Below are 16,236 nucleotides of genomic sequence, written 5' to 3' on the forward strand. Positions count from 1 at the left end.
CGTTGGTGAACAGAATCGGCTTGCCCCAGCGCTTCTGGGCCATATGAGTGACGGCCGCCAGTTCGTGGAAGGGGTCGATCTCTTTGTCCACGACAAGCAGATCTCCGCGTTCACGCAGGCGGGCAACGTAGTCTCTCATCGGATTCTCCTTGATGCCGCGGCACCTCGCTGTTGCGTGGCGCCAGTCCGGCTGGGTGTGGCTTCATGTGAACTGCGCAACCGGTACCGGTCGCCGGGATAAAGGAAGCGGCTGCGGGTGACGGGCACGCCGTCGCGCCAGGTACGGCGATCGAGCAGGAGACAGGGCTGGTTGCCGTCTATCTCTAGGGCGCGTCTGCTGTCCTCGTCAGCCCGTATAGCCCGGATCGTGTTGTCGACATAGGTAACCTCGGTTTCCCGCAGCAGGTAGGCGTGAGGCGTGATGCGTGTGAAGTCCTGTTTCAGATAGTCAGGGGCCTCTACCGAGTTGACAAAGCGATCCTCGATTTGGATGGGCGTGCCGTCTTCCTTGTGAAGCAGACGTGAGTGGTAAACGGGTCCGTCATAGGGCAGGGGCAGCATGCCGGCGAACAGGCTTTCCGGCGGCACGACGCCCAGAAAGAGCACCTCGCTGGTATGTACGCCGCCACTCAGGGCGATTTCCTCGGAAACGTCCGGTAAGTCGAATATGGCGCATTGCATGCGGGGACCGACGACGAAGGTGCCACGCCCCTGGATGCGAACCAGCATGCCTTCCGATTGAAGCTCCCGCAGCGCCCGGCGCACGGTCAGGGAAGAGGCGCCGAATTCTTCGGCCAGCGATTCTTCGGAAGGCACCCGGAAATCGGCCGGCCATTCGTCGCCGCGTATGCGCTTTTCGATTGCCAATTTGATTTGCTCGTAAAGGGGTTGCGAGTTTTGAAGTTCGTTCGCCATTCTCTCCCCGCTTCCTATTATAATATCATATCTTGTGTGGATTGATACGCCGAGTTCAGGCGCATTGTCTAGTGTCATTGTGGGTACGCCTGTTGCCGCAGTCGGGAAATCGACAACAAATTCATTGAGAATTCGCGAAATTGGTGCAAGCGAGGGAGGTGCGGCGCGCGTTTGTCCGGGGAGGTCCCCTGCAATCTCCTCCTTGACATCAATAAGATTTCACGATTATTCAGGTCTAAATGTATATTATTATGCATTTGATTTGATAGTGTAGATTTGCGGCGGTAACCCGGGCGAGGCGTGAAGGGTTGCGGCGGAGTGCGGTGCCAGCAAGAGGATTGTCAGGCAAATGGACGAGATGCCGAAACTGAAGATGTATATCGGCGGCGAATGGGTCGAGCCGTCGAGCGGCGAATATTTTGAGACGATTGATCCGTTCACGGCAAAGCCCTGGGCGCTGGTGGCGCGGGGCAATGCCGAAGATGCAGACCGCGCCATTCGCGTCGCACACAAGGCTTTCAAGGAGGGGCCGTGGGGACGCATGCATCCGTCCGAGCGCGCCAAGCTAATCCATCGGCTCGGTGTGCTGATGGAGGAGAATGCCGACACTCTGGCTGATGTCGAGGTGCGCGACAATGGCCGTCTGCTGGCAGAAATGCAGCACCAGATCCGCTATCTCCCCAAATGGTACTATTACTATGCCGGCCTGGCCGACAAGATCGAGGGCGTCGTCCACCCGTGCGACAAGCCGGCGCTGAGCTTCTCGCGCCATGAGCCGCTCGGCGTCTGCGTCGGCATTGTGCCCTGGAATGCGCCGCTACTGCTGTTTTCGCTGAAGGCCGCGCCCGCGTTGGCTGCGGGCAACACCATCGTGATGAAGCCGGCGGAGCATACGTCCGCGACCGCGCTCAAGCTTATGGAACTGGTCGAGGCAGCGGGCTTCCCGCCGGGTGTTATCAATGTCGTGACCGGCTTCGGCAAGGAGGTCGGCGAGCCCCTCGTCACCCATCCGCTGACCCGTCATGTCGGCTTCACGGGTTCCACTGCCACCGGTTCCCATCTCTATTCGCTGGCGGCGAAGGACGTGAAGCGCGTCAGCCTCGAACTCGGTGGCAAGTCGCCCAACATCGTCTTCGGCGATGCTGATCTGAACAATGCGGTTCGTGGCGTGGTCGGCGGCATCTTCGGGGCCACGGGACAGACCTGCATTGCCGGATCGCGCCTGCTGGTTCATCGCAGCATCCATGATGAGTTTGTCGAAAAGCTCGCGGCCTTTACGAAATCCGCCCGCGTCGGCGACCCGCGCAACGTGCAGACCCAGATCGGCCCTATTGCCAATCGCATGCAGTATGAGCGCGTACTCGGCTATGTGGACATTGCCCGACAGGAAGGCGCCGAGCTGATTCTGGGCGGCAAGCGCCCCGATCTGGACGAATGCGCGACCGGCTTCTTTGTGGAGCCGACCATCTTCGCGGGCGTGAATAACGACATGCGGATCGCCCGCGAGGAGGTGTTCGGGCCGGTTCTTTCGACTATCGCCTTCGACGAGGTGGAGGAGGCCGTCGCCATCGCCAATGACAGCGAGTTCGGCCTCGCGGCGGGCATTTGGACCTCCGACATGAAGCGTGCGCTGCTGATGTCGGAAAGACTCGATGCCGGAAGCGTATGGATCAACACCTATCGCGACATTTCCTATACAACGCCCTTCGGCGGCTACAAGAAGAGTGGCATCGGCCGCGAAAACGGTGTCGAGGGGATCAGGGAATATCTGCAGACCAAGGCCGTGTGGATATCCACGGCCGAGGAGATTGCCAATCCCTTCGTCATCGGCTGAGGACGGACGGTAACAGGATGCGGCATTCAGGATGGCCCGCCGGGAGCGTGGGCGAAAGCGAGAGCAGTATGGTCAAGAGAAAAGGCAGCGAAATACTGGCCGACGAGTTGGCGCTCAACGGGGCGGAACTCATATACCATGTTCCCGGCGAAAGCTTCTTGTCGGCGCTCGATGCGCTTTCCCTGCGTCATCCTTCGATTCGCCTGATTTCGTGTCGTCATGAAAACGGCTCCGCTCAGATGGCGGAGGCCTATGGCAAGCTGACCGGCAGGCCGGGCTTGGCGTTCGTGACCAGAAGTCCCGGCGCCACCAATGCCGTGAATGCCGTGCACACAGCCTATCAGGATTCGTCGCCGATGATCCTGATCGTCGGGCAGGTGAAGCGCGAACTGATGGAGCGCGAGGCCTTCATGTCCTACGACTTCCGCACCATGTTCGCCCCGATGACCAAATGGGTCGCCCAGATCGACGATCCTGCGCGCATTCCCGAATTCATTCAGCGCGCCTATCACACCGCGATGACGGGTCGCATGGGGCCGGTCGTCCTGGTTGTACCGGAAGACGTCTTCGAGGAGGAGTGTGAGGTCCAGCCCGGCAAGCCTTATGAACGCGCCGTGGCCGGCTCCCCGGATGCTGCCTCGGTTGAGCGGGTGTTCGACCTGCTTTCGCAGGCCAAAAAACCGCTTCTCGTGGTCGGCGGCTCTGGCTGGAGCGAGGCGGCACGCGAAGACATCCAGACTTTCGCCCGCGTCAACAATGTGCCGGTGGTCACCACGTTCCGCCGCCGGGATATCATCGACCACGACCTGGAATGCTATGTTGGCGAGATCGGGATCGGCTCGAACCCGGCTCTGCTCGCCCATATAAAAGACAGTGACCTTGTCATCATGTGCAACGACGCGCTGAGCGACGTGAACACGATCGGCGCTGGCTATATGGAAGGCTTCACCCTGTTTGCCATCCCAGTGCCGCGCCAGAAGCTCGTCCATGTCACCAGCAGCTTCGAGGAATTGAACCGCGTCTTCCAGGCCGACATCGCCCTGCTTGCGGACAACGACGCCTTCGCCCGGGCGCTTGCCACCCATGCACCCGTGGACAGCACCTCGCGGGCACAATGGACCCGCGATCTGCGTCAGACTTTCCAGGCGGAGACGGCTCCCGGCGCCTGTCCGGGGGCGATCGACCTGCCGGCGGTCATGAAATGGCTGCGCCAGCGTCTGCCGCAGGATGCCATCGTCACCAACGGTGTCGGTGCCTATGCCACTTGGAGCCAACGCTATTTCTCGCACCACAAGTTGCATACCCAGCTCGGGCCGATCAGCGGCACGATGGGATACAGCCTCCCGGCGGCGATCTCGGCCAAGCTTCTCTACCCGCAGCGGCCGGTGGTGTGCTTCGTTGGCGATGGTTGCTACCAGATGAGCGGCGAGGAACTGGCAACAGCAGTTCAGTACGGCGCCAATATCGTCGTGGTGCTGTTCAACAACAACATGTATGGCACCATCCGGATCCATGAGGAGAACCGCCTCGATGGCCGAGTGAACGGAACTCAGCTCGTCAATCCTGATTTCCATATGCTTGCAACCGCCTATGGCGCCCACGCCGAGCGGGTGGCGACGACCGCGGAGTTCGCGCCTGCCTTCGATCGCGCACTGGCCGCCGGCCGGCCGGCATTTATCGAACTGACAATCGATCAGGACGCGGTCCATACCCGCTATTCGATGACGCAGCTCAGAAACAGGAACAGGAATAGGAACAAGTAATAGCCTAACGACAGGGAGGAGAACGGAAATGCACTTTGTAAGGAATCTCGTTGCGGCCTTGTGTTTGGCGCCGCTGGCTCTGGGGGCGGCGGCTTCGCCGGGTCTTGCGGCCGAAACGCCCAGCACGCCCATGCCCACGTTGAAGGCCGATCCCGCCCTCAACGCCATGCTGCCGGAGGCAATCCGGAAGGCCGGCGTGATCCAGCTCGCCACCGATGCCCAGTATCCGCCATGCGAAAGCTTCGCCGAGGACGGCAAGACCATAGTGGGATGGGAGCCCGATATCTGGAACGCGATGGCCCAGAAGCTTGGAGTGGAGCTCGAAGTGTCGTCGATAGCCTTTGCCGGTTTGATCCCGGGCGTCCAGAGCAAGCGCTTCGACATGGCGATGGAATGCATGGCCGATACGGTAGAGCGCGAGAAGGTGGTGACCTTCATCAACGTGGCCTTCATCATTGCCGGCGTGGTCGCGCTGGAGAATGATACCCGCATCGGCGATGATCCGGGAACGCTGTGCGGCCTTAAAGTCGGCGGGCAGGAAGGCACGACCCATATCGACAATGTCAAGAACTTGCTCAACCCCTATTGCGAGAAGCAAGGCAAGCCGCTCATCGAAATCGTCAACTTCCCTTCAGCGGCGGCTGCCCAGGTGGCCCTATATTCGGGTCGGGTCGATTTCATTACTTATGAGTTGATCGGGGCGTCGGAACTGAAGCGGAAGGCACCGAAGCCGATCAAGGTGATCCCGATGGATATCTTTCCGCGCAAGTACAACGGCATGATCGTCGACAAAGACAATATGGAGCTCGCTGAAGCACTGCTGGCGGCCCTCAAGGCGGTGCACAAGGAGGGTGTCTATGATCTCGTCATGAAGAAGTGGGAGATCGAGGCCATCCGTCTCGATGAGCCCGGAATCAACTTGACCACGACCCGCCCCCTCACGCAGGCCAAGCCGTAACCTAAGGACCTTCGACAATGACGCCGGAAAACGCGATCTCCGTGAGCGGACAATCTTCCATCCGAGGCTGCATGGAGTCGGAGGCGGCTTCCGGCGAGGCGATCATCATCGCGCCGCGCCGGCACCCTTGGCGGTGGATAGGCGGTGCGGTGGCGGTCTTTCTCATGTGGCGGATCGTCAACTCGATGATCTACAATGAGAATTTTGGCTGGGATATTGTTGCCGAGTATTTGTTTTCGCCGGTCGTGCTGAGCGGGCTCGGCTTGACGATCTGGTTAACCGTTGTCGCCATGACGCTCGGCATCATTCTCGGTCTGGTGTTGGCGGTGATGGCCCTGTCGTCCAACCCCATGCTGCGCTATCCGGCCGATGTCTATCTGTGGCTGTTCCGCGGTACGCCAGTGCTGGTCCAGCTCATCTTCTGGTACAATCTCGCAGCGCTCTATCCAGTCATCCAGCTCGGTCTGCCGTTCGGCGATGTGCTTGCCGAATATTCGACCAATGCCTTGATAACCCCCTATACCGCGGCCCTGCTCGGGCTCTCTTTGAACGAGGCCGCATATATGGCCGAGATCACGCGCGCGGGCATAGCCTCGATCGACTATGGGCAGGAAGAGGCGGCCAAATCGCTGGGTATGTCGCGGGTCAAGACCCTGCGACGCATCATTCTTCCGCAGGCGCTGCGTGTCATCATCCCGCCGACCGGCAATCAGGTGATCGGCATGCTGAAGATGACCTCCCTGGTCAGCGTTATATCCCTCTACGATCTGCTCTATTCGGTGCAGGGTGTGTCAGCGCGGACCTTCCAGGTAATCCCGATGTTGATCGTGGCCTGTGCTTGGTATCTGCTGATGACCAGCATTTTGAGCATCGGCCAGAAATACATCGAGAAGCTGTGTGCCCGAGATGCATTGTAACGAGGGCTGTGATCGATCCTACCGGAGGACAATGACATGAACGCAATGGTCATGGCTCGCAAGGTTTCCAAAAGTTTCGGAGCCCTGAAGGTGCTTGACGGCATCGACTTCACCTTGCCCAAGGGCGAAGTGACGTGCCTGATCGGTCGGTCCGGCTCGGGCAAGTCCACCTTCCTCCGTTGCGTCAACCATCTTGAGGAGATCAATGGAGGCGAAATCTATGTCGATGGCAGCCTCATCGGCTATCGCCGGCAGGGCAATGTCCTCTACCCCCTCAGTGAAAGCGAGATCGCTCGCCAACGTCTCGGCATCGGCATGGTATTCCAGCGCTTTAATCTCTTTTCTCACATGACCGCGATCCAGAACGTGATCGAGGCGCCAGTGCAGGTTCTGGGCATGAACCGGGATGAGGCTATCGAGCGTGGCAAGAAGCTGATGACGCAGGTCGGTCTCTCGGACAAGCTTGACGCCTATCCGCGTCAGTTATCGGGTGGCCAGCAACAGCGTGTAGCGATTGCCCGCGCCCTGGCAATGAACCCGAAGCTGATGCTGTTCGACGAGCCCACCAGTGCGCTCGACCCGGAACTGGTTGGCGAGGTCCTCGAGGTGATGCGCGGGCTGGCTGAGACCGGGATGACCATGCTGATCGTCACGCACGAGATGAGCTTCGCCCGCGAAGTGGCCGACTCCGTCGCCTTCATGGACCAAGGCAAGATCGTGGAATATGCGCCGGCCGCCGAATTCTTCGGGGACCCGAAAGAGGAGCGAACGAAAGCGTTCCTGTCGAGAATACTAAAAAATGCCGGTAGCGAGCGAGCAGCAGCATGAGCAACACCGATATCCAGATTGCCCTCGATGCCGTCGCGCAAAGGGTTCCCGAGGCAGTGCGCATCAGCGAGGGCGTCTGGGACACGCCGGAACTATGTTTCAATGAACACGCCGCCGTGGCTCTCCAGATCGATTATCTGGAAAAACAGGGCTTCCGTATCGAGCGCAACGTTGCCGGCATGGCCACGGCTTTCACAGCCGAAGTTGGTGAAGAGGGCCCGGTCATCGCCTTCCTTGGCGAGTACGATGCCTTACCGAGTTTGAGTCAGGAGGCCGGCGCCGTTCAGGCAAAGCCAGTGGTGGCAGGCGGCAATGGTCACGGCTGCGGGCATAACCTGCTCTGCGGTGGAACCGTGCTGGCTGCTGTCGCGCTTAAGGACATCCTTGCTTCTAAGGCAATCAAGGCCAGGGTGCGCTATTATGGCTGTCCGGCCGAAGAAGGAGGATCGGGTAAGACGTTCATGGCGCGAGCAGGTGCCTTTGATGACGCCGATGTCGCGCTTAACTGGCATCCTGCCTGCTTCACCGCGGTCAAGGCTTACCAGTCGCTAGCCGTGCTAAGGGTGAAGTTCCGTTTCCAAGGTCAAGCTTCCCATGCCTCGGCGGCGCCGCATCTAGGGCGTAGCGCGCTCGACGCAGTCGAGTTGATGAATGTCGGCTCGAACTATCTGCGTGAACATATTCCGCCCGGCTGCCAGCTTCACTATGCAATCACGGATGCTGGTGGACCCTTTCCCAATGTCGTTCAGGCGCAGGCCGAGGTGATCTATTATATCCGTTCAGAGAGTGTGGTGGATGCCTCCACCCTGCAGGAAAGGGTAGAGCAGGTAGCTCAAGGCGCAGCACTCATGACCGGAACCCGTGTGGAGATTGTGCCAGACTATTCTTGTTCTAACGTGATCTATAATTCGGTGCTGGACGAACTGCTCTACGAGCACATCCAGCGTTTCGGCGAGGTCGAGTTCGATGACGACGATCGCGCCTACGCGACCGCGCTTCGGCGCAGTTTCAGTGAGGAGCAGATTCGCTATGGACTGGAGAAGTTTCAAGCGCCGATTGGCAAGGATGAACCCTTGAGCAATCGCGTCATTCCGCGTGCCGCGCAATTGTGGGCGGGATCGTCCGATGTAGGTGATGTGAGCTGGGTCACGCCAACTGTTTCGCTCTATGGCGCTTGCTATGCCATTGGAACGGAGTTCCATACCTGGCAGATGGTAACCCAAGGCAAGAGCCCGGCAGCGCATAAGGGTATGGCCCATGCCGCGGCGATCATGGTTTCGACCGCGCTGGACATTATCGCCAGACCGCAGACCGTGCGGCAAGCTAAGAGCGAGCTTCTGGAAAAGCGGGGCCATCAGCCATACCGATGCCCGATTCCCGGCAGCCTGCAGCCCCCGATGGCTGCGCAGGATCGCGCCGCATAGTTGCGACGCCTGCCGCAGAACTAAGCTGAGGCAATATTCACATCATGCGTCGTTTCAACAGTCCAGCTATCGCCGAAGCACAATGACTGGGAACGACTTACCCGAGTGCATCGTCGTGGGTACTTCCATCAGATTGGGACGTGCCGTAATCGCTGGAGGTTCAACATATAGATATTGGCTCTATTCATTGGGTGGCCCGGTGGCATGCGGTGTGTTTTGATCACTGTTCGCTCGAGATCGCCGGTCCATCGCAATGCATGTGCATTCATGTCAGGAGCATCCGCTATCTCGACAGTCTTGCTACCTATTCTTCTATAGGTTTCTCTTCCGTGCGCCGTGCCTTGAACGGGACGCCCGTCAGCAGGCCGCTACCAACTGTTGCGGCTCGGAGCGAAACAGCAGGTTGCGCTGGCGCCAGGTGTCGAGGAACTCTTGCAGTCGGGGGCTCTCCGGCTCGTTGAAGAGCTTGTCCGGCGAACCCTGCTCGACCACCTGTCCGCGATCCATGAACACGACCCGGTTCGCGACCTGGGCTGCGAACCCCATTTCATGGGTGACCACCACCATGGTGATGCCCTCATTGGCGAGCTGCTTCATGACATCGAGCACTTCCCCGACCAATTGCGGGTCGAGGGCGGAAGTCGGCTCGTCGAAGAGGATCACATGCGGCTCCATGGCCAGCGCCCGGGCGATGGCGACACGCTGCTGCTGGCCGCCGGAGAGCCGGGAGGGGTAGCGATCGGTGAAATCCGCCAGGCCGACCTTGGCCAGCGCGATCCGACCCTTCTCGCTGACCTCGGCGGCAGGGACGCCCTTAGTCAGACGCGGCCCGAGCGTGACATTGTCGAGCACCGTCATGTGCGGCCACAGGTTGAAGTGCTGGAACACCATGCCGACATTGCGGCGGGCCGTATCGATGTTGCGTTCGCTTTCGCGCACCATTCCCGCCGGCGTCTTTCTGTATCCGAGCAGGCGGCCCTCGATCTCGACCTCGCCGCTGGTGTATTCCTCGAGGAAGGCCGTGCAGCGCAGCAGGGTGCTCTTGCCCGACCCGGATGGGCCGATGATGCACACCACTTCCGACGGGTTGATGTCGAGCGATATGCCGGACAGTGCGGTGAATGGGCCGAAGCTCTTCACCAGGTTGCGGATCTTGATGACGGGTTTCGGGGGATCGTAGATCATGCTTGTTTCCGATCGTTCCTGGGCAGGATGTCCTGCGGAAATGGGTTAGTAGCGAACCATGCGCTCGACGGTCCGGCCCAGCAGGGCGACGGCCTCGACCAGCAGCCAGTAAAGCAGGGCGGCCGCGAGATAGGGACCGACGACGGCATATGTCTCGTTCACGAACTGGGCGGTGTTCTTCGTCAGTTCGGCGACGGTGATGATGGAAAGCACCGCCGATTCCTTGATCAGTATGATGATCTGGTTGACCATCGGCGGGGTAATCAAGGCCAGCATTTGCGGCAGCTTGACATGGCGCATGATCTGCCCGGCGGAAAGGCCCGCCATGCGGGCGGCCTCGATCTGTCCCTTGGGGATGGAGTGGAAGCCGGAGCGGAAGATTTCCGCGAAATAGGCCGCACCATAGAAGCCCAGACCCAGGACTCCGACCGTCTCCGCATTCAGCCTGAGACCGATGCCCGGGCCGCCATAATAGAGCACGAACAGAAGGATCAGGATCGGCAGACCGCGCATGATCTCGATATAGGCGCGCACCGTCCGGCGCAGGATCGTGGAGCGGGCGCCGTCCAGGCAGGCCAGGAGAAGCCCCACAGCAATGCCGATCATGGTGGCGAGCGCGCAGATCCAGGCCGTGGTGGCGAGGCCCGCCGCCAGCATCGGCCAATATTCAATCCACAGTTCGAAGACCTGCGTCATGGCTCAGACCCCGCGTGCGAGGCGCTGTTCGGCGGCGCGGCCGAGCAGCGACAGGAGGAAATTGACTGCGATGTAGATGACGGCGGCGGCGATGTAGATTTCGAACGGGCGGTAGGTGGTGGCGACGATCTGCTGGCTGACCCGCATCAGTTCGGTCACGGCGATCACCGATACCAGGGACGAGTTCTTGAGGATGCTGATGGTCTCATTGACCAGCGAAGGAATCACGAGACGGAAGATCTGCGGCACCAGCACGTGGCGGCGCGCCGTCCACTTGCGTATCCCCACCATACGGGCGGCCTCCATCTGGCCACGGGCGATCGCCAGCAGGCCGCCGCGGAAGATCTCCGCCTGGAAAGCCACCGTGTTCAGGGTCAGGGCGATGATCGCGGCAAGAACAGGCGGCACGTTCAGGCCGAGAAACGGCAGCAGATAGTAGATGATGAGAAGCTGCACCAGGATCGGCGTGCCGCGCCACACACTCTGGTAGAGCCGCGAGAGATGACGCACCCAGGCACGCGAAGAGGTCAGGCCGAAGCACAGCACAAGGCCGAGCGGCATGCCGAGCACGATCGCCACGCCGGACACCAGCACGGTGATGCCCGCGCCCCACAGCAGCATGGGCAGATTGTCGTAGATGAGGGAAACGGTAGCCACTTGAGTTCACCTTGGGGAAAATCGGAGCCGGACAGTCCGGCCCGGGGCCTGTACCGTGGGAGGCGGCGCAACGGCCCGCCTGAACGCCGGGGAGGCAAGAAACCTCCCCGGCTTCGCCGGACTCAGCTCTGCGGTTCCGGCAGCGTGTCGGTCGGCAGCGCAGTGGTGGAGCCGAACCACTTCTTCTGCAGCGTCTCGATGGTGCCGTCGGCGGCCAGCGTGCGAAGCCGCTCGTCGATGAAGTCGGCCAGCGGCCGGCTGTCGTCGTCCTGGCGGAAAGCCCAGCTGAAATAGGAAGCGGGGCCGAAGGTGGCAGGTACGGTTTCGAAGACGTCTCCGCGCTGGGCCTGCAGGTAAAGCAGGTTCGGCAGTGCGTTCACCACCGCATCGATGCGGCCGGCGGCGAGGTCCGCATAAGCTTCGTTATAGTCCAGATAGGTCTGGATGCTTTTCATGGGCGCCTTGCCGGACGCCTCCAGTTCCGCCGACAGGTTTTCCGCGCCCTTGAGCTGCGCCGATCCGGCCTGCGAGCCGACGATGCGGCCGCTCAGGTCCTCTGCCTTGTTCAGCGTGTCGTCGCCCTTGCGCTTGACGAAGGTCAGCGTCGCGTCGGCGACCGGAAGCGACAGGCGATACGTCTCGTACCGCTTCTTGTTGACGGCCACGGAGGTGACGATGGCATCGAACTTCAGCGCCTGAAGGCCCGGAAGCAAGCCCTGGAAGGGGAGATCGAACCTCGACACCTTCACCTCGGGCAGGCCCTGCATGACGGCATCGAACAGATCGATGTTGTAGCCAACGACCTTGCCGTTCTCGACGAACTCGAACGGCGGATAGCGCGCCTCGGTGCCGATGACGATCTCGGCCTTTTCCTTGATCCGTTCCAGCAGATCGGCGGCTGCCGAGATGCCGGAGGCGCTGAGCGACAAAGCTGCGGTGAGAAGTGCCGAGGCACACAGGCGAATGACTGACTTCAAGGTTTCCTCCCGATTGAATGTTCCCTTTGTTGCGGAATTCGATGCCGGAACCGTCGACGATCGCGTCGGGTTTCCGGCAACGACACGGGCCGGCGCAGGAGCTTGCCCGGCGTGTTCCAACCTTTTGCAGATCCTCTCAGAGTGCAGGCTGTTGTGTCGGATCAGCTTACGGTCGGCCTCATATTAATCAACGTCGAGTTATCGATAGCTGTTTCGATTTTATCGATGTGAAGATCCACCCGTCATTGGCAATTCCAGACTGGCGGGGAATGCGGGCGCCTGCGGTATTGCAGCGGAATGCGGAGCCGGCTTCCGGATTGTTTTGAGGACCTATCAACGCTTCGGCTCGCCACGCGCCCTGTCCAACGCATGGCGAGCCGGGCCCGCAGCGTTGCTGCGAAGTCAGTCCGCGATCAGGGTGCGATAGATGTCGACCGAGCGCTCGATCTCGGCCATTTCGCACCATTCGTCGGTGCGGTGCGCCTGCGCGGGTTCGCCCGGACCAATGATGACCACGGGCGCGGGCGCCATGGCCGCCAGTATGGCCGCATCGGTGAAGAACGGCATGCCGATGGGTGACGTGTCGCGGCAGCCATGTTTGCTCAGCGCGGCGCGGCAACGGGCCACGAAGGCGTCTTGCTCGTTCGTCCACACCGGGGGAAGGTCGTAAAGGATCGACAGCGCGGCCTGCCTGCCGGTGCGTTGGCGAACGATCTCGACAAGGGTGTCGTGGTCCATGCCGGGCACTGAGCGGATGTCCATGACCAACTCCGCCCGGTCGGGCACCGCATTGATGGCATGGCCGCCCTGAAGCAGGCTGACATTGCGGGTCGGGCTGCCGAGCACCGGGTGCGCGTCTCCGCCCAGTTCGAGGTCGCGGATGTCCAGGGCGGCTTGCGCCGCCCGGTAGACCGCATTGTCGCCGAGCTGGGGCATGGCCGAATGAGCGGTACGGCCGGTGAATTCAAGCTTGAGGAACAGGGCGCCCTTGTGGCCGAGGCCGAGGCGATTGGCCGTGGGCTCGGCCACCACCCAGCCACCGATCTCAGGCAGTTCCACCTTGTCGCGGCGCATCGCGACCGCGCCTTCGCAGCCGCGCTCCTCGCCTGCGGTCAGGACGAGCACCACATCGCGCCCGATTGTGCCGGTCCGTGCCGCAGCGATGGCAGCCGTCACAAAGGCGGCGACGCCGCCCTTCATGTCGCTGCTGCCGCGGCCATAGATTCTTCCGTCGGCGTCGATCTCACCCAGCGGATGGCGCGACCAGGCGGTGTCACCGAGCGGCACCGTGTCGAGATGGCCGGTGAAGGCGAGCGCCGGACCCGGCCGGCGCCCGGCAAGATGGGCGACGAGGTTGGACCGGCCCGGACTGAAGCGATGGCGGCGCAAGGCAAAGCCCGCTTCCCCCAGAATGGCCTCCAGAAGGTCGATGGCGGCATCTTCCGCGCCCGGCGGGTTGGTGGTGTCGACGGCAAGCAAACGCTGCGTCAGTTCGATGGCGTCGATGCTCATGTCCGTTGCCGCTCCGCCGGCCCGCAAGAGCGGTCAGCCCTGTCCGAGGAAGGCTGTGGCGGCGTTCTGCCCGCCGATGATGGCCACGACCTCGGCCTCGATGAGGAAGCCCTCATACATCAGGCCGGCGACCCGCACGGCCGTGGCCGCCGGGCCCGGATCGGCGATGTAGCGCAGGCGCACGCGGGTCATCTTTTCCCAGAAATCCTGGATTTCGTCGCCCTCGCCGTCGAAGACATAATAGGTGTTGAGCTTGACGACGTCTTTCCAGGTGGCGCCGGCGCTGGCCAGCACCCGGGTGATGTTCTCGAACACGTTCTGCGTCTGGATCTCGATGTCGCCCTTGCCGAGGACATTGCCATGCCGGTCGGCCGACAACTGCCCGCCCACGAAGACCATCGGGCCGATCCTCCAGCCCTGCGAGAACGGCGTGGGGATGTGCCAGTCCCAATGGCCCGGGGGCGACAGGCGCTGGCGACTGGTGTCGAGGATGATCTGGCTGGTCAAGTTTCTTCTCCCTGCTGATGGCGACATCTTGCCTCCGGCTCATTAGGGGCGGGAAGCATGCATGGATAAACACCTTTCTTTCTCATTATATTTCGATATCATCGATGTAATTACCAGCGTGAGGAGATGACCATGCGGTTCTCGCCGTCGGATCTGCGCGGCCTCGCCGTATTCCGTTCGATCATCGAGAATGGCGGCTTCGGCGGTGCGCAGCTGGCGCTCGGCATGAGCCAGTCGACGCTTTCCTTCCACCTGAAGGCGCTCGAGGAACGGGTCGGCTTCGAGCTGTGCCGCCGGGGCAGGCGCGGCTTCCATCTCACCGAGAAGGGGCGCGAGGTTTACGAGGCGTCGAAGAGCCTCGTGGCGGCCGTGTCGAGTTTCGAAGGGCGGCTGGGCGAGTTGCGCAAGGAGATCGTGGGAACGCTGCGCGTCGGCGTCGTCGCCAACACCGTAACCGATCCCGGCCTGCCCATGGATGCGGTGATGGAGGCCTGCCTGCGGCAGGTCAAGGATGCCGAGATCGAACTTCTGGTCACCCACCCGAAGGCGCTCATGGACGAACTGGCCCGGGACGGCATCGACATCGCGCTGACCCCGCCGATGCGGATCGGTCCGGATTTTCGCGAGAAGCTGTTCTACCACGAGATGCATTCACTCTATTGCAGCCACCGCCATCCGCTGTTCCATGCCGATCCGGCCGCCCTGACGCCGGAGGAGATCGCGCGCCACGATTTCATCGTGCGTTCCTATGCCAACAAGTCGGAGATCGACTTCTATCCAGACGCACGGGTGCGCATTCAGTCCTCCACCATGGAGGCGCAGGCCATTCTCATCCTCAGCGGCCGTGTCATCGGTTATCTGCCCGAGCATTTCGCCCGCCAGTGGGAGGAGAGCGGCCAGATGCGGCGCCTGAATTCGCCGGCTGAGCGCTATGCCTCGCCGCTGGTGATCGTATCGAAGCTGGACCAGAGGATTTCCTCGATCCAGCGCCTGTTCATCCGGGAATTGACGCGCCGCTGCGTGCTGGACAGCGCCGGGGCCTGACAGGCCGCTCTGCTTGATCAGCCACCTACCGCCGGGCGGAATTGCGGGTACTGCGCAGTCTAGTGCCATTCGAAGACAGCCATCTCGGTGGTGAGGATCTCGGCGCCGTGGCGGGTTGTTGGGGGATTGTCCCTGCTTTAGCCACCGGGCTGTTGACGGCGCGGGCGAGGTGGCGTTCCTGTCAGATCCGTGCGAGGCGATCAGGTGGCGGTGGTGATGATGACGAGAGAGAAGCTTGCGCAGGTGCAAGGCGGCGAGGCCGGGAAGGCCGATGGGCCGGGCGTTCTGCTGCGCCTGCCGTATGAGGAGGCGCTGGCGGAGGAACGGGCGATGCTGGCGGCTGCCGACGGCAGTCCCGGGCTGACATGGCTGCTGTGGCAGACCGCGCCCTGCATCGTGGTGCCGCGAAGCCACGAGAGCCGTTCCGGTTTCAAGGCGGCGGTGGCGGCTTCCGCCGCGCGCGGCTGGCAGGTCCACACGCGCGACACGGGCGGCGGCGCGGTTGTGCAGGGTCCCGGCGTGGTCAATCTTTCGATGGTGTTTTCCATCGGTCCTGCCTTGCGCGATCGTATCGGAACCAGCTACCGGGTGCTGTGCGAGCCGGTGATGGCCATGTTGCGCAGCCGGGGCATCCACGGCACCTACCGCGCCATTCCCGGCACCATGTGCGACGGGGCCTATAATATCGTGGTTGGGTCCCGCAAGCTTGCCGGCACCGCGCAACGCTGGCGCAGCCTCGGCCGGGACCGGCCCGGCGAGCAGGCCGTGCTTGCCCATCTGGCCATGTTCGCAACGCTCGACCATGTCGAGGCTGCCGAGGCGATCAACGCCCTCTATGCCGATATGGGCGTCGAGGCCGGCATCGAGGCGTCCAGCCACATCAACTGGGCCGAAATCGACACGCCTTCAGACACCGATATAGCGGATGCCCTGGCGCGGGAACTCGATGACGCCTGCCGGGCGGTCCGGCTGGCCGAGATGCTGGAAGAGAGCATCCGCTCGCAAAAGGCGAAATAGAC

At 61.8% G+C, this 16,236-nt stretch carries 15 protein-coding genes and 1 pseudogene; 8 read left to right on the forward strand and 8 right to left on the reverse strand.

The genetic code is table 11. From position 1 onward, the window contains the following. Positions 1–139 (reverse strand): annotated as a pseudogene (locus ACVCNR_RS23085) (UbiD family decarboxylase); the annotation flags it as partial. Continuing rightward, on the reverse strand, positions 136–915 hold the full coding sequence (gene hutC / locus ACVCNR_RS23090; protein ID WP_354196075.1) for a histidine utilization transcriptional repressor HutC: 780 nt from the start codon (positions 913–915) through the stop codon (positions 136–138). The gene hutC and the pseudogene ACVCNR_RS23085, both read right to left, overlap by 4 nt. Positions 916–1,264: 349 nt before the next feature. Between hutC and ACVCNR_RS23095 the strand changes: the two genes are divergently transcribed. The 6 genes from ACVCNR_RS23095 to ACVCNR_RS23120 all read left to right on the forward strand — a co-directional run bounded on the left by ACVCNR_RS23095 (position 1,265) and on the right by ACVCNR_RS23120 (position 8,639). Continuing rightward, entirely contained in the window at positions 1,265–2,749 is a 1,485-nt protein-coding gene (locus tag ACVCNR_RS23095) for an aldehyde dehydrogenase (protein ID WP_354196077.1), read from the forward strand. A gap of 68 nt (positions 2,750–2,817) precedes the next feature. After that, entirely contained in the window at positions 2,818–4,512 is a 1,695-nt protein-coding gene (locus tag ACVCNR_RS23100; protein ID WP_354196079.1) for a thiamine pyrophosphate-binding protein, read from the forward strand. 139 nt (positions 4,513–4,651) lie between these two features. Beyond that, the gene (locus tag ACVCNR_RS23105) at positions 4,652–5,470 is read left to right on the forward strand and encodes a transporter substrate-binding domain-containing protein (RefSeq protein WP_447076704.1); all 819 of its coding nucleotides are present in this window, start codon (positions 4,652–4,654) and stop codon (positions 5,468–5,470) included. 17 nt (positions 5,471–5,487) lie between these two features. Beyond that, complete coding sequence (locus ACVCNR_RS23110; RefSeq protein ID WP_447076705.1) at positions 5,488–6,387, forward strand: amino acid ABC transporter permease; 900 nt, start codon at positions 5,488–5,490, stop codon at positions 6,385–6,387. Positions 6,388–6,423: 36 nt separating this feature from the next. Next, positions 6,424–7,215, forward strand: coding sequence for an amino acid ABC transporter ATP-binding protein (locus ACVCNR_RS23115; protein WP_354196085.1), 792 nt, complete (start codon positions 6,424–6,426; stop codon positions 7,213–7,215). Then, positions 7,212–8,639, forward strand: a complete 1,428-nt coding sequence (locus ACVCNR_RS23120; RefSeq protein ID WP_354196087.1) for an amidohydrolase — start codon at positions 7,212–7,214, stop codon at positions 8,637–8,639. The genes ACVCNR_RS23115 and ACVCNR_RS23120 overlap by 4 nt, the downstream gene beginning before the upstream one ends. Positions 8,640–8,996: 357 nt before the next feature. Here ACVCNR_RS23120 and ACVCNR_RS23125 read toward each other — a convergent pair whose 3' ends face one another. The 6 genes from ACVCNR_RS23125 to ACVCNR_RS23150 all read right to left on the reverse strand — a co-directional run bounded on the left by ACVCNR_RS23125 (position 8,997) and on the right by ACVCNR_RS23150 (position 14,173). After that, on the reverse strand, positions 8,997–9,824 hold the full coding sequence (locus ACVCNR_RS23125; RefSeq protein WP_354196089.1) for an amino acid ABC transporter ATP-binding protein: 828 nt from the start codon (positions 9,822–9,824) through the stop codon (positions 8,997–8,999). A 45-nt stretch (positions 9,825–9,869) separates the two neighbouring features. Beyond that, the gene (locus ACVCNR_RS23130; RefSeq protein WP_354196091.1) at positions 9,870–10,520 is read right to left on the reverse strand and encodes an amino acid ABC transporter permease; all 651 of its coding nucleotides are present in this window, start codon (positions 10,518–10,520) and stop codon (positions 9,870–9,872) included. Between the two features lie 3 nt (positions 10,521–10,523). Then, positions 10,524–11,177 carry an amino acid ABC transporter permease gene (locus ACVCNR_RS23135; protein ID WP_354196093.1) on the reverse strand — a complete coding sequence of 218 codons (654 nt, stop codon included), beginning with the start codon at positions 11,175–11,177 and terminating at the stop codon, positions 10,524–10,526. 122 nt (positions 11,178–11,299) lie between these two features. Then, positions 11,300–12,154, reverse strand: coding sequence for a transporter substrate-binding domain-containing protein (locus tag ACVCNR_RS23140; protein ID WP_354196095.1), 855 nt, complete (start codon positions 12,152–12,154; stop codon positions 11,300–11,302). A gap of 402 nt (positions 12,155–12,556) precedes the next feature. Beyond that, positions 12,557–13,666: a M20 family metallopeptidase gene (locus ACVCNR_RS23145; protein ID WP_354196097.1), complete on the reverse strand. Its 1,110-nt coding sequence runs from the start codon at positions 13,664–13,666 to the stop codon at positions 12,557–12,559. Positions 13,667–13,699: 33 nt separating this feature from the next. After that, entirely contained in the window at positions 13,700–14,173 is a 474-nt protein-coding gene (locus ACVCNR_RS23150) for a RidA family protein (RefSeq protein ID WP_354196099.1), read from the reverse strand. A gap of 132 nt (positions 14,174–14,305) precedes the next feature. On the opposite strand from ACVCNR_RS23150, the gene ACVCNR_RS23155 reads away from it, so the two are divergent. Then, on the forward strand, positions 14,306–15,217 hold the full coding sequence (locus tag ACVCNR_RS23155) for a LysR family transcriptional regulator (RefSeq protein WP_354196101.1): 912 nt from the start codon (positions 14,306–14,308) through the stop codon (positions 15,215–15,217). A gap of 216 nt (positions 15,218–15,433) precedes the next feature. After that, on the forward strand, positions 15,434–16,234 hold the full coding sequence (locus ACVCNR_RS23160) for a lipoyl protein ligase domain-containing protein (RefSeq protein ID WP_354196404.1): 801 nt from the start codon (positions 15,434–15,436) through the stop codon (positions 16,232–16,234). Positions 16,235–16,236 lie beyond the last annotated feature (2 nt).

The organism is Aquamicrobium terrae (assembly GCF_052978165.1).

Excerpts from the sequence above, each read along its gene's own strand:
- hutC (WP_354196075.1), bottom strand. The coding sequence starts at position 915 with ATGGCGAACGAACTTCAAAACTCGCAACCCCTTTACGAGCAAATCAAA.
- ACVCNR_RS23095 (WP_354196077.1), top strand. The coding sequence starts at position 1,265 with ATGGACGAGATGCCGAAACTGAAGATGTATATCGGCGGCGAATGGGTC.
- ACVCNR_RS23100 (WP_354196079.1), top strand. The coding sequence starts at position 2,818 with ATGGTCAAGAGAAAAGGCAGCGAAATACTGGCCGACGAGTTGGCGCTC.
- ACVCNR_RS23110 (WP_447076705.1), top strand. The coding sequence starts at position 5,488 with ATGACGCCGGAAAACGCGATCTCCGTGAGCGGACAATCTTCCATCCGA.
- ACVCNR_RS23115 (WP_354196085.1), top strand. The coding sequence starts at position 6,424 with ATGAACGCAATGGTCATGGCTCGCAAGGTTTCCAAAAGTTTCGGAGCC.
- ACVCNR_RS23120 (WP_354196087.1), top strand. The coding sequence starts at position 7,212 with ATGAGCAACACCGATATCCAGATTGCCCTCGATGCCGTCGCGCAAAGG.
- ACVCNR_RS23125 (WP_354196089.1), bottom strand. The coding sequence starts at position 9,824 with ATGATCTACGATCCCCCGAAACCCGTCATCAAGATCCGCAACCTGGTG.
- ACVCNR_RS23130 (WP_354196091.1), bottom strand. The coding sequence starts at position 10,520 with ATGACGCAGGTCTTCGAACTGTGGATTGAATATTGGCCGATGCTGGCG.
- ACVCNR_RS23145 (WP_354196097.1), bottom strand. The coding sequence starts at position 13,666 with ATGAGCATCGACGCCATCGAACTGACGCAGCGTTTGCTTGCCGTCGAC.
- ACVCNR_RS23155 (WP_354196101.1), top strand. The coding sequence starts at position 14,306 with ATGCGGTTCTCGCCGTCGGATCTGCGCGGCCTCGCCGTATTCCGTTCG.
- ACVCNR_RS23160 (WP_354196404.1), top strand. The coding sequence starts at position 15,434 with ATGATGACGAGAGAGAAGCTTGCGCAGGTGCAAGGCGGCGAGGCCGGG.